The following is a 12418-nucleotide window of genomic DNA, read 5'->3' as shown; positions in this document are numbered from 1 at the left end:
TCAGATAGATATTAAATTTTTTCTACCACCTCTACGCTTGCTGGAAAGATTTGGCTATTTGCTTCTACTATGTATTTAGCCTTTTTAATCTCATCGACTACAATTATAGGGCTTAGATTAGATTTAGTAATCTTTTGACGCACCTTTAGCTCTTGCTTTAATTTTGGTGGATTATAGATTAATTCTAGGGTATTTTTATATTTAAATTTGCCAAGTTTATTAAATTTAGATAGGCTTATAAGCTTAATATCATCTTTATTTGTATTGATAAAATCTCCTTGCTTTTCAATGATAAATTTAGAGCTTAAAAGCCTAAAATGTGAGTAAAATAAAAAATAGCTAGGTATAGCGATATTATCCATCTTTACACGAGCAAATCTCAATCTATAATTTAGAATTTTCTCTCTAATTAAGCTAAATTTAATCTTTGATCTCTCAAGCTTTCTTACCTTTTTATATAGCTTTAATCTATAGCCTATGGAACCTGGCCAAATCTGCCCTCCAAGTGGCTCACAAAGCTCATCTATCACCTCTTCATTATGGCGTTGCTTAATAAGCCCATATATACAACCGCAATAATTTTGGTGATATAATTTATCATTTTTTGCTAGTTCAAACTGCTTTTGAGTGCCACCATTTTTTCTTAAATCCACAGCAACAGCTTCTAAATTCGTCCCTTTTATAGCATTATTTAAGGCATCTTCTAACTGGGTAAAATCTTTTTTAGGGCTCATTAGCAAGGTTGTAGTGATCTTTTTACACCCTAATTTTACGGCCTCTTTAGCACTATTTCCTACACGAAATTCAAAGCAATACGCACATCTTTTGCCCTTTTCAGGCTCATCTTCAAGCCCCTTAGTTCCCTTTAGCCACTCTTCATACTCATACTCACCGCAAATAACCTCTACACCAAGCTTTTTACAACTTCTTTTGACATCTTGAAATCTTAGCAAAAATTCACTATAAGGGTGGATATTTGGGTCGTAAAAATACCCTATAATACGCTCATTTGGATATAGCTTCTTAAGCTCGCCAATGAAATAGTGGCTATCAACACTACAGCATATATGAACTAGCAAATTCGCCTACTTTACAAGATCTGCTAGCACCTTAGCGGCGTGGCCAGCTGCTTTTACGCTCTTATAGACTTTTAGGATTTTTCCATCTTTATCTATGACAAATGTCGTGCGGACAATCCCTAAATACTCTTTTCCATAATTTTTTCTAACTTGCCAAACACCATAAGCTTTAGCTACCTCTTTATCTGGATCGCTAAGCAAAATATGCTTTAAATTTTGCTTATTTATAAATCCGGCGTGAGATTTAACGCTATCTGGGCTAATGCCTACAATCACGCAATCATTAGCGATAAAATCATCATAATTTTGACTAAATTCACAAGCCTCAGTCGTACAACCTGGAGTATTATCCTTTGGATAGAAGTATAAAACCACATTTTTACCCGCAAAATCTTTTAAGCTAATGCTTACTCCATCACTATTTTCTAAGGAGAAATCAGGTGCTATATCTCCAGCTGTTAAGGTAACTTTACGCTCTAAATCCTCTTGAGTGAAATTTGGATTTTTAGCCTCCATTATTTACCCTCTTTCATAGCTTGAACAGATTTAGCACCAAAATATGTCGCATCACTTCTAATCTCATCAAAATTTATAACCACACGCTCAGGCTTTTTACCTAGATCATTTACCATAATATCAGTGATTTTGACTGCGATTTCATCTAATTTTTGGCGACTTGGCATAGGGTCGGCTAGTTTAATATTTATAATTGGCATATTTTTCCTTTTAAATCAAATTAAAACCAAAATTATACTCAAATTTAAGTTAATATCATATATTTTTATATATTTACACTATTTTTCTCTCCCAAACAAGGGCTGAGGCGATGATGGTCTCTAGGCTATCTTTTTTAGGTTTCCAAGAGGTAAGACTTCTTAATTTTGATGAATCAGCGATCAACACAGCCGGATCACCTAGGCGTCTTGGTGCGTCCATAACCTCAAAATCTACCTTGCTTACCTTTTTAGCCATATCAATCACTTCAAGCACGCTAAATCCATGCCCATACCCAACATTAAATATATCACTATCACTGCTATCAAGATAATCAAGCACCGCTAAATGCGCATCTGCTAAATCCTCAATATGGATATAATCCCTTATACAAGTCCCATCTTTAGTATCATAATCCCTGCCAAAGATACTCATATTGGCTCTTTTTCCAGTTATTGTTTGCGTGGCTACTTTTATTAGATGGGTGGCGTTTGGATAGTTTTGGCCAATTAAAGAGTCGCTTGAAGCGCCTGCGACATTAAAATATCTTAAAATTCCATATTTAAAACTGCTATTTGCTGCGGCTGCATCTTTTAAAATTTGCTCGCTCATAAGCTTTGATCTTCCATATGGATTTATAGGATTTTGTGGGCTATTTTCGCACACTATGCCATTTTCAGGCTCGCCATAAGTAGCAGCTGTAGAGCTAAATATAAACTTTTTAATCCCAAATTTAATTGCTAAATTAATGAGATTTGCGGTATTTGCGGTATTGTTTAGATAATATTTTAGCGGATTTTGCATACTCTCAAATACCTCGATATAAGCCGCAAAATGTATAATCGCATCAAATTTATGCGTAGAAAAAATCTCTTCTAATAACGCAGTATCGGCTAAATCACACTTGATAAACTCAAATTTCCCCACACTCTCAAGCGCTATTAAAGCCTCTCTTGATCCGCTATAAAAATTATCAATTACGGTGATTTTATCACTATTTTTATGTAAAAGTGCCTTTAAAACATGTGAGCCTATATAACCAGCTCCACCGGTGATTAGGATATTCATTTTTACTCCTTAATTATAATCCAAATAATTTAAGCAATCTTAAAGATTTATAGCTAACATTATATTTATTTTATCGCAAGATTTTGCCTTCTTATCCCTTTAAATTTACTTAAGGTGGTAAAAATTTATGATAATAAATGCAGCTAAACAAGTTAAATTAAAAATTAATTTTTATTAATATTTAATTTACTTATGCTAGAATTGCAAAAACTATCACATAAAAAATGAGACTAATAATACCTAAAGAAAACAAGCAAGCAAAAGCAGCTAAGAGTGTGGTAGATAAACTAAAGCGCTCTAGCTCCCTCTTTGCTTACGCTATTAAAGATTTTGAGTATTTTGAGGGCAAGGTAGAGAACTACTACGCACTAAGAGAAGAAGCTTGGGAAGCTTGGCACGAATACAACAAAATAAGAAATAGGCTCATAGAAGCCATAGAACGCCTATAAAATCGCTTAAGTAGCCTAAAAAGAAATAAGAGTAGTAAATAGTATTAATAAGATTGTGTAGAAATGGCTTAAAAGGTTAAGCTAAGCTAGGGTTTAGTATAGAAATGGATTTTAGATAGCATTGCCATCCCAGAGTTAGCACTTGTCCCTTTGTGCCTAAAAGCTCACTTAACACCTTGCCACTTCTGCATATTTTATTTGAGTCATAGCCGTGAATATACGCAAATTATGTTTATTCTTTTAATTATTTTTTATTATATTTTGAAGTCTTCTCATTGCTATTTCATAGGCTCTATTTTGATAATCTGTGCTATGGAATTCCAAAGCTCTTAAAAACTCATCATAGAACCTAATTTCTGATTTATATTCACTAAAAAACTTAAAAAGTTTTTTATAGGTAATAATTTCGTATTCTTTATTAGCCACTTCTTTTTTGGCGTTATCATTTCTTAAAATATCGTGGTGATCTGGCACAAGTAAAATACATTTTACTTCTCTAGCTTCAGCACCTTTATCTTTAATCTTGGCAAAATCACGATACTTATCAAGCTGGTTTTCTATTTCTTCATTCATTTTTTCATCATATTTTTTGCCATTTACTCCAGATTTGATTTTATTTTCTATAACAATAGCATGTTTATCATCTTTTATATAAATATCTATATTTTCATCGGTTTCTCTTGTTATTACAGCCATTTTACTATCCATTTGAAATTTTGCGAATTCAAGGCAAAATTTAGCCAATAATTCTCTATCTTCATTAAGAACATAACTTATAATATTTGAAAATGCTAATTCATCATACTCTTTGCCTATCACTTCAAAAAAATTTACATCTTTTATATCTTCATTATTTTTCATTATTTCATCAACACTTTGGCAAGGTTTTTCATCCCAAAATTCTTTTTTATCTAAAAACTCTTGTAGTTTTGAGTCCTTAAGTTTTTCTTCATCTAAATACTCAATTAACGATTGTTTTGCTCTAAAATTAACATAACATTTATTATCGCTAACTTCGTTTTCATTTACAATATAAATTTTTTGTTTTGGCTTTTTAAAAGAACCAACCTTAAAAGTTACATAGACGGTATTTTCTTGTTCGTTAAATAACTCATTTAATGCTTTTCCACCATATTTTATTTTTTCTTCTTTAATGAGTTTTATTTGTTTGTCTTGTTCTTCATCCATAAGCTTATTTCTAGACCCTTTCATAAACTCATCGCTAATCAAACATTCCAAATCGCTGGCATATCCCAAAATTTCCATATGCCCTTGTCCAACACTACGCACCATAAGAACAGCAGCAGCATTTTTTGCTTTAATATTTATTTTTCCATAAGGTGTTATGTAAATATAATGCTCACCATTGTCAGCTTTAAAAAAATTTATAACTTCATGTCCTAGATTATCATTTAGATAGCCACCACTAAAAACTCTGTTTAAAATTATCATTTTTACCTCTTTTGATTTTTAAAGAATTTTTGAACTCTATCCTTAGTTTTTTAATATAATTTTATCTCACTAAAAACCGCCTATTTTAAAAGTAGGAATTTTAGTAAAACTAGCATTTTATGTTGTATTGTTAAATTTAAAAAATTTTTCAAAACAAAGGAATAAAAATGAGATTTTTACAATCAATCTACGAAAGTGAGCAAAAGATAGCGATATAAACATTGATTTAAAAGACTTTAACGAGTTTTTAGGGATTGGTAAGATATCTTTAGAGTAACTTGATGGTTGCGAGAGAGGGACTTGAACCCCCGACCCTCGGGTTATGAGCCCGATGAGCTACCACTGCTCCATCTCGCGTCATAAGAGGTGGATGGGGTAAGAGGATTCGAACCTCTGAATGACAGGACCAAAACCTGTTGCCTTACCGCTTGGCGATACCCCAATATAAAAATGAGTTGGAATTATACTATATCTTTTGCCTTTTGTCAAGCATTTTGGCAAAAATTACTCAAAATTATCAAATTTATAATAAATAAATTTGCTTAATATCATAAAAGTTTTTGATAAATGTAATTTTCATTTATTGTAAAGTTAGTTTAAGCAGACCATAAAATATGATCTGCTAAATTTTAGAATTTATAGTTATATCCTAAATATAAGCCGTAGTTTGTCTCTTTTACATCTTTTAATTCAAATTTCGATACTTTTTTGTAATCTGTTCTGTCTGTTTTGAAGCCAAACTCTAGCTCGTTATTTTTATCGATTGAGTAAATTCCACCTAGTTTTGCACCTATTATCCAGCCATTTGTGTTAGCTTTGCCTTCGCCTTCAGGTTTTAATGTCAATCTAGAATAGCCAGTATATGGACCAACTGCTAGTTTAAAATTATCTGTTATAGATGGAGTATAGTCAGCTCCAACGATAAATTTATGAGTTAGCCATTTTAGTTTAAAATTGTCTCCATCTTCATCGACTTTTGTTTTGCTAGTTTGAAAATCATAAACATAAGAGCCATAAACTCTATACATATCAAAATCATAACCGCCTTTTATGCCAATTCCAGTTTGAGCTTTTTTGAAAGTTTCTTTTTCACCATCATTTAATTTCATTTTTAAATTTGATTTAAAAGAGTAATCACTCTCAACACCGATAAATGCACCCTCAGCAAGTGCAAACGAGCAGGCCATAGAGGCAACAAGACAAATTTTTAAAGTAGAATTTATCATTCTATCTCCTTATTTTAAAATATTGAAATGTAATTATACCCCCCCCATTAATCTAAGCTTAAATTATATAAATTGCTTTAAATTTTTTACGAAAATATTAATTTTTGTATTTAAAAATTTGAAATAATCATAAATTGATTTATCTCTTCTAAATTTTAGTATTAATTATGGATTTAATTTTCTTAATATTACAAAGATGAATTTATAAAAATTGTTTATAGGTAAGATTTAGAGCGAATTTGCCCTAAATCTTTAGCGGTATTAGTGTAATTTAGACCAAATTTTGCGTTTCCAAGCCCAAGCAAATACGCTAAGAATAGCAAAATAGATCATGATATAAATACCAGTTGTCTCTCGCTCATCTTTTTTACTATCACCAGACTCTCTCATATACTCAATAACTTGCTTTTGTGCTTTCTCATTTAAGCCAACACGAGGCATAGATGTGCCCGGAAGCATTTTTTGAGTATCGTTGATAAAATTATTTAAATATAATTCATCTCTTGATCTAATATACATAGATAGATCTGGTGGGGTCATTCCTAGATAGTTTGATATGCTTTGTTTATTACCATTTGCAAATACATTTACATATTTCATATCATGGCATCTAGCACAAGACTCAACAAACACATCTCTATCGCTCATCTCTTTTGGTGCTATGCTTTTAAAGTATGCTACTAAATCGGCAACTTCTTGATTTAGATCGCCACCAGCACCATAGAATGCTGTCATAGGAAATGGATTTGTATCATTAAATTTATGCGTAACCTTTAATGTCATAGCTGGATCTTTGATAAGAGCAGCTAAGAATTTACCATCATAAAGATAACCAATATTGCTTAAATCTGGTGGAGCAACGCCATAAGCTTCACTAGCACTCTTATCATCCATAGCTGGTTCAAATCCTGCTGATTTTATACTATGGCACGCTGTACAGCCAGCTGCTACTACTAGATTTTGACCTGAAGTAGCATCGCCCTTAGCAAGATCAATGCTATTTATATCAGCCCAAAAAGAGCTATATTTTTCTAATTGAGCTTTAGCACTCTCTAAAGTCTTAGAAGCACCATCGATCGCAGTGGCATCACCGCTAGCTTGAGCAGCTTTTAAGGCGGTTTCAGCTTTTTCTACATTAGTCTTTGCTAGATTTATATCCTCTTTAGCAAAATCAAAATTTGCCGGTTCAACATGAGGGTGTAAAACTGAGTGCGCATAAGGCTCAACACCCCAATAAATAGCACCCGTAACAATGACTACAATTAAAAACGCTTTTAATTCTTTCATCTATTTGCCTTTCTTTCCTTGATTGTGATGATAGGAAGCACTACAAGTAGCAACACAAGGAAGCCAACTGATGAGAAGAATCCTATCCAAGCATTAAATCCTGTTGGAGGAAGTTTGCCATATACTGTTAGGATAATTAAATCAATTATAAGTAGCCAAAACCATACAAAAAAGCCTTTTCTTTTGTGAGCTGGCGCTACAACATCACTTCTATCATATAAAGGCATAAATAGTAGTGAAATTCCGGCAAAAGCCATAGCCAAAGCACCTATATCAGCCGCTTTTAAAGGTCCAATATCAAAGAAAAATCCACGCAAAATTTCATATTGCCATAAGAAATACCACTCAGGATAGATATGAGTTGGTGTTTTAGCTGCGTTAGCTGGATCGAAGTTGATTGGATCCATGGCAAAATTAAAATGGAAACTCACTAAATAGAAGAAGAATATCATAAATAAAGATACATAAAAGAAATCTTTACTTAAAAATCCTGGCCAAAATGGGATAACTTTTGAATTTATAGTATCGCCTTTTAGATATTTTTCAGCTTCAAGCTCAAAATCTATCTCTTCACCTTCGAGGTTATTTACATGTGGAACTCTAAGAGTATAAAAATGAAGCCCTATAACCATGATAATAACAATAGGTAATAAACATACATGAAGCATAAAAAATCTTGTAAGTGTAGGATCGCTAACTGCGTAATCCCCCCTAATCCACTCAACTAACGCACCGCCAATAAATGGAATTCCGCCAAATAGTTGAGTGATAACTTGCGCTGCCCAGTAGCTCATCTGTCCCCATGGTAGCATATATCCACTAAATGCTTCAGCAGAGAAAATCAAGAAAAGCAACATACCGCTAATCCATATCATCTCACGGCCTTTTTTATATGAACCATAGTAAATTCCAACAAATGCGTGAATATAGATAATTAAGAAAATCACAGATGCCGCAACTGCGTGAATATGTCGCCATAACCAACCATACTCAACCTCTTTCATAATAGTGTAATTCACACTATCAAATGCCAAATTCGCATCTGGTTTATAATACATTAAAAGCAATAAACCACTGATAAAAAGCAAGGTAAATAAGACGGTTAAAATCACGCCCATTGCCCAAAGAAAATTGATATTTTTAGGTATCCAGTATTGCCCTGCTAGGACATTCCATAATTTTGTAAGAGCTATACGCTGATCGAACCAATCTCTTACGCTTGTAGCTTTTGTAATATGTGCCATAGATCCTCCCTTACGCTGTAGCGACTAATTTTTTGTACTCAGGGCCTTCTTCGCCTAGTACAAGCTTAGTCCCATCAATTTTAAATGGTGGAATATCTAGTGGGCGTGGCGGCGGACCAAATACATTCATACCATCAGAATTAAACTCTCCACCATGACAGGCACACTTAAACATCTTATCACTAGCACTCCAGCTAGGTATGCATCCAAGGTGCGTACAAAGACCGATTGTAACTATATAATTCTCATTACCTACCACTACATCTCTTGAAGGATTAGCCTTCATATTCTCATCTTTTTTAATGATAAAAATAGGCTTTTTACGCCACTCTACTTGGCGGAATTCGCCAGGCTGCATAGGGCTTAGATCTACTGTGGTAAAACCCGCTGCTTTAACGCTAGGAAGTGGATCCCAAGACTTTTTCATTCCAACCAAAGCAAAAGCACCGCCCACAGCTGCGACAGCACCAAATGCCATTCCGATGAAATCGCGTCTTTCTTGCTTTTGAATAGACATTTTTTTCCTTTCTATATATTTTGATTATTGCCACTAAATTTAAGCTAACTTTTATATTATAAAAGCGAAACTAAACCCATAATTCTACCATTTTAAAGTTAAAATTTTATTTAATTAGAATTAATTTTAGTAAAGAAATTAGCTAGGCTCAAAGCTTAGCTAAATTTATGATGTTTAATAGCAATATGCAAAATATCTATGGCTGCTGGGGTGATTCCGCTGATATTTGAAGCTGCCGCAAGAGTTGGTGGAGTAAATTTAATAAGCTTTTCAACCACCTCATTACTCAACCCGCTAATTGATTTAAAATCCAAATCGCTTGGGATTTTAATATCCAAAAGCCCTTTCATCTTCTCAACTTCTATGTGTTGCTGGGCGATGTAATGGTAGTATTTTGCCTCTGTTAGAATTTGATTTATAGACTCTTTGCTTAAATTTTCAAAGAATAAATCAAGCTTTCTAAGCTTATCTTCATCAAAGCTCTTTCTAGCTACCAATTTTTGTAGCGTTATCTTCTCATTTATTGGCTCTTCGCCCATATCTGCTAAAAACTCAAGAGTATCTTTATTTGGCGTAATCTCATTAGTAAGCAAAAGCTCCATCGCTTTTTGCAATTCATCTTTTAAAGCCACAACCTCATCATAAGCCTCTTTTGGTAATAATCCTATATCAAATCCATATTTGCTAAGTCTTAAATTTGCGTTATCTTCCCTTAAAAGTAGCCTAAATTCCGCCCTACTAGTAAACATTCTATATGGCTCTTTTGTCCCTTTTGTGACTAGATCATCTATTAAAACACCTATATAGCTCTCATCTCTGCGAAGTATCAATGGCTCTTTATTTTGTAAATTTAAAGTAGCATTAATCCCAGCCATAAGCCCTTGAGCCGCAGCCTCTTCATATCCTGTAGTTCCATTTATCTGCCCGGCTAAATATAGCCCACTAATCTTTTTTGTCTCTAGTGTGTGCTTAAGCTCGGTTGGATTGACATAATCATATTCTATAGCATATCCATGACGGACAATAATCGCATTTTCAAAGCCCTTAATCGACCTTAGCATTGCTACTTGCGCATCATATGGAAGTGAGGTTGAAAAGCCGTTTATATAGTATTCAGTAGCCTCTAGAGTTTGAGGCTCTATAAATAGATGATGGCGCTCCCTATCTCCAAAGCGATTTATCTTATCTTCGATGCTTGGGCAATACCTTGGCCCTACCCCTTCTATCTGTCCTGTAAATAGCGGAGCCCTATCAAAATTGGATCTTATAATATCATGCGTGGTTTCATTGGTATAAGCTATATAGCATGGGAGCTGCTTTTTGCTCCAATTTTTACTTCTAAAGCTAAATGGCTTTGGATTGGTATCGCCATCTTGAATTTCCAAAACGCTAAAATCAATCGAATTTGCTAATACCCTTGGGCAAGTTCCAGTCTTTAATCTACCCATTTCAAGCCCAAGAGATGATAGTGAGCTTGATAGCTCTTTTGAGCTTAATTCCCCTACACGACCAGCTTCAAGCTTATTTGTGCCCACATGGATTAAGCCATTTAGAAATGTCCCTGTTGTTATGATGAGTTTATCACAGCTATACTCATTATCTAAGTGAGTTTTAACTCCTATAATTTTTGAATTTAATGTTAAAATCTCAGTAGCGATCTCTTGAGTGATCTGTAAATTTGGAGTATTTAAAAGCAAATTTCGCATATAAATTCTATATCTATCCATATCGATTTGAGCTCTACTACCACGCACGGCTGGACCTTTGCTCTCATTTAAGAGGCGAAATTGTATCCCGCACTCATCAGTAGTAAGACCCATTTGACCGCCTAAAGCATCTATCTCTTTAACCAAATGCCCCTTAGCTAATCCTCCAATAGCTGGATTACAACTAGCTGCGCCTATTTGCTCTGCTAAGATGGTTATAAGTAGGGTTTTAGCTCCCATTTTAGCCGCAGCTAAGGATGCCTCAATCCCAGCGTGTCCTCCACCAACTACGATAATATCATACTTCATAATTTGCCTTGTGATTTTTAGGGGCGATTTTACCTAATTTATAGTAAAAGATTTATAAAATTAGACTATAATTTATCAATTTAAATTTGGGGAAATTATGTTTAATGGTCTAATTCGTGAGATTGGCATTGTGCGTAGCTTTGATGGTAAAAATCTAAGCATAAAGGCTACTTATAAGCCAAATTTAGGTGATAGTATAGCTGTAAATGGCGCTTGCTTGAGCGTAACAAACATTGATAAAGATGGATTTGTAGTAGAATTAAGTAGTGAAAGTGCTAATATATTAGCCTTAGAAAATTATAAAGATAGGGTTCATATAGAACCAGCTATGAGGATTGGCGATAGGATTGATGGGCATTTAATGCAAGGGCATATAGATGCAATTGGGGTGATAAAAAGCATTAAGAGATTACAAACTGGGGTGGATTTTATCATAGAATTGCCAAATGAAATTTTACATTTAGTCGCTAATAAAGGGGCTATTGGAGTTGAGGGTGTGAGCTTAACCATTAATGATATTAGCTCAAATTTAATGCGTCTAACCCTAATCCCTATAAGTATGAAAGATACGCTATTTGGAGAGTTTAAAGTAGGTAGGAGAGTTCATATAGAAAGCGATATTTTAGCTCGTTATATTGATAGAATTTTAAACTCAAAAAGCCAAGCTCTCACTTGGCAAAAGGCTGATTTTTATGCTAGTATCTATTGATGATGATAAAATAATTGCTGGATTTACAACTAAATTTGGCGGAGTTAGCAATGGCGTTTATGGGAGTTTGAATTTAGCTTATCATGTCGGCGATAGTAGCCAAAATGTAAGGCAAAATAGAGATACTCTAGCTAGTAAAATTGGGGCTAAAAATTTAATTTTTATGGAGCAGATACACTCTGATTTTGTGATGGAGTATAGTGGATTAAATTTGCCACCTTGTGATGCGATTTTTACCCATTTAAAGGGCGTTGGGATTTGTGCTATGGTGGCTGATTGTGCTGCGGTTTTGCTCTATGATAAAAAGCTAGGTGTAGTTGCTGCTATCCACGCTGGCAGGGCTGGAGTAGTATCAAAAATAGTTAGCAAAACTATTGATAAAATTGGCTCAAACCCTAAAAATATCAAAGCCATAATCGGACCAAATATCAAAAAAAATTGCTATGAGATAGGGGATTTGGATCTTGGGGAATTTAATAAATTTAAAGATAATGCTAAATTTGATATAAATGGGGCTTTGAGAGCTGAGCTTAATACTCTTGGGGTGGTAGATTATGAATTTAGCGATATTTGTAACCATTGCAATGAGAGATTTTACTCATATAGAAGGGATAAAATCACAGGTAGATTTGCTGGATTTATAATGTTAAAGGGGTGA

13 protein-coding genes and 2 tRNA genes are annotated in these 12418 nt (G+C 34.0%); 3 read left to right on the top strand and 12 right to left on the bottom strand.

The genetic code is table 11. The features are described from left to right. Positions 1-11 precede the first annotated feature (11 nt). The 4 genes from CSUIS_RS01115 to galE all read right to left on the bottom strand — a co-directional run bounded on the left by CSUIS_RS01115 (position 12) and on the right by galE (position 2861). Positions 12-1079, bottom strand: a complete 1068-nt coding sequence (locus tag CSUIS_RS01115; protein ID WP_086236998.1) for an epoxyqueuosine reductase QueH — start codon at positions 1077-1079, stop codon at positions 12-14. A gap of 6 nt (positions 1080-1085) precedes the next feature. Then, positions 1086-1595 carry a thioredoxin-dependent thiol peroxidase gene (bcp, locus tag CSUIS_RS01110; protein WP_086296769.1) on the bottom strand — a complete coding sequence of 170 codons (510 nt, stop codon included), beginning with the start codon at positions 1593-1595 and terminating at the stop codon, positions 1086-1088. After that, positions 1595-1795: a tautomerase family protein gene (locus tag CSUIS_RS01105; protein ID WP_086236999.1), complete on the bottom strand. Its 201-nt coding sequence runs from the start codon at positions 1793-1795 to the stop codon at positions 1595-1597. Before CSUIS_RS01105 ends, bcp begins: the two co-directional genes overlap by 1 nt. A 73-nt stretch (positions 1796-1868) precedes the next feature. Continuing rightward, positions 1869-2861 carry a UDP-glucose 4-epimerase GalE gene (galE, locus tag CSUIS_RS01100; protein WP_086296768.1) on the bottom strand — a complete coding sequence of 331 codons (993 nt, stop codon included), beginning with the start codon at positions 2859-2861 and terminating at the stop codon, positions 1869-1871. Positions 2862-3085: 224 nt separating this feature from the next. On the opposite strand from galE, the gene CSUIS_RS01095 reads away from it, so the two are divergent. Continuing rightward, positions 3086-3310, top strand: coding sequence for a hypothetical protein (locus CSUIS_RS01095; RefSeq protein ID WP_086293659.1), 225 nt, complete (start codon positions 3086-3088; stop codon positions 3308-3310). Between the two features lie 240 nt (positions 3311-3550). Here CSUIS_RS01095 and CSUIS_RS01090 read toward each other — a convergent pair whose 3' ends face one another. From CSUIS_RS01090 to mnmG, 8 genes are all read right to left on the bottom strand, one after another. After that, positions 3551-4762 (bottom strand): PDDEXK-like family protein, encoded by a 1212-nt coding sequence (locus CSUIS_RS01090; RefSeq protein WP_086296767.1) that lies wholly within the window; start codon positions 4760-4762, stop codon positions 3551-3553. 282 nt (positions 4763-5044) lie between these two features. Then, a tRNA-Met gene (locus CSUIS_RS01085) sits at positions 5045-5119 on the bottom strand. A 10-nt stretch (positions 5120-5129) separates the two neighbouring features. Then, positions 5130-5204 (bottom strand) — tRNA-Gln (locus CSUIS_RS01080). A 187-nt stretch (positions 5205-5391) separates the two neighbouring features. After that, positions 5392-5988 (bottom strand): TonB-dependent receptor, encoded by a 597-nt coding sequence (locus CSUIS_RS01075; protein WP_086237016.1) that lies wholly within the window; start codon positions 5986-5988, stop codon positions 5392-5394. 261 nt (positions 5989-6249) lie between these two features. Next, positions 6250-7275: a c-type cytochrome gene (locus CSUIS_RS01070; RefSeq protein WP_086296766.1), complete on the bottom strand. Its 1026-nt coding sequence runs from the start codon at positions 7273-7275 to the stop codon at positions 6250-6252. Next, positions 7272-8519, bottom strand: a complete 1248-nt coding sequence (locus CSUIS_RS01065) for a cytochrome b (protein WP_086296765.1) — start codon at positions 8517-8519, stop codon at positions 7272-7274. The genes CSUIS_RS01070 and CSUIS_RS01065 overlap by 4 nt, the downstream gene beginning before the upstream one ends. 10 nt (positions 8520-8529) lie before the next feature. After that, positions 8530-9036 (bottom strand): ubiquinol-cytochrome c reductase iron-sulfur subunit, encoded by a 507-nt coding sequence (gene petA / locus CSUIS_RS01060; protein ID WP_086296764.1) that lies wholly within the window; start codon positions 9034-9036, stop codon positions 8530-8532. Positions 9037-9191: 155 nt separating this feature from the next. Next, a complete protein-coding gene (mnmG, locus tag CSUIS_RS01055) occupies positions 9192-11051 on the bottom strand; it encodes a tRNA uridine-5-carboxymethylaminomethyl(34) synthesis enzyme MnmG (protein ID WP_086296763.1) in 1860 nt (619 codons plus the stop codon). Between the two features lie 97 nt (positions 11052-11148). Between mnmG and ribE the strand changes: the two genes are divergently transcribed. After that, the gene (gene ribE / locus CSUIS_RS01050; protein ID WP_086237273.1) at positions 11149-11760 is read left to right on the top strand and encodes a riboflavin synthase; all 612 of its coding nucleotides are present in this window, start codon (positions 11149-11151) and stop codon (positions 11758-11760) included. Continuing rightward, a complete protein-coding gene (gene pgeF, locus CSUIS_RS01045) occupies positions 11744-12418 on the top strand; it encodes a peptidoglycan editing factor PgeF (protein ID WP_086296762.1) in 675 nt (224 codons plus the stop codon). The genes ribE and pgeF overlap by 17 nt, the downstream gene beginning before the upstream one ends.

The organism is Campylobacter porcelli (assembly GCF_002139855.1).
Taxonomy (GTDB): Bacteria; Campylobacterota; Campylobacteria; order Campylobacterales; family Campylobacteraceae; genus Campylobacter; species Campylobacter porcelli.
Note: the sequence above shows the minus strand (reverse complement) of the source record. Positions and strands in the feature narration are given on the sequence as shown.

What these genes read in the sequence shown, in the direction of transcription:
- bcp (WP_086296769.1), bottom strand. Translation starts at nt 1,595, where the DNA reads ATGGAGGCTAAAAATCCAAATTTCACTCAAGAGGATTTAGAGCGTAAA.
- CSUIS_RS01105 (WP_086236999.1), bottom strand. Translation starts at nt 1,795, where the DNA reads ATGCCAATTATAAATATTAAACTAGCCGACCCTATGCCAAGTCGCCAA.
- galE (WP_086296768.1), bottom strand. Translation starts at nt 2,861, where the DNA reads ATGAATATCCTAATCACCGGTGGAGCTGGTTATATAGGCTCACATGTT.
- CSUIS_RS01095 (WP_086293659.1), top strand. Translation starts at nt 3,086, where the DNA reads ATGAGACTAATAATACCTAAAGAAAACAAGCAAGCAAAAGCAGCTAAG.
- CSUIS_RS01090 (WP_086296767.1), bottom strand. Translation starts at nt 4,762, where the DNA reads ATGATAATTTTAAACAGAGTTTTTAGTGGTGGCTATCTAAATGATAAT.
- CSUIS_RS01075 (WP_086237016.1), bottom strand. Translation starts at nt 5,988, where the DNA reads ATGATAAATTCTACTTTAAAAATTTGTCTTGTTGCCTCTATGGCCTGC.
- CSUIS_RS01070 (WP_086296766.1), bottom strand. Translation starts at nt 7,275, where the DNA reads ATGAAAGAATTAAAAGCGTTTTTAATTGTAGTCATTGTTACGGGTGCT.
- CSUIS_RS01065 (WP_086296765.1), bottom strand. Translation starts at nt 8,519, where the DNA reads ATGGCACATATTACAAAAGCTACAAGCGTAAGAGATTGGTTCGATCAG.
- petA (WP_086296764.1), bottom strand. Translation starts at nt 9,036, where the DNA reads ATGTCTATTCAAAAGCAAGAAAGACGCGATTTCATCGGAATGGCATTT.
- mnmG (WP_086296763.1), bottom strand. Translation starts at nt 11,051, where the DNA reads ATGAAGTATGATATTATCGTAGTTGGTGGAGGACACGCTGGGATTGAG.
- ribE (WP_086237273.1), top strand. Translation starts at nt 11,149, where the DNA reads ATGTTTAATGGTCTAATTCGTGAGATTGGCATTGTGCGTAGCTTTGAT.
- pgeF (WP_086296762.1), top strand. Translation starts at nt 11,744, where the DNA reads ATGCTAGTATCTATTGATGATGATAAAATAATTGCTGGATTTACAACT.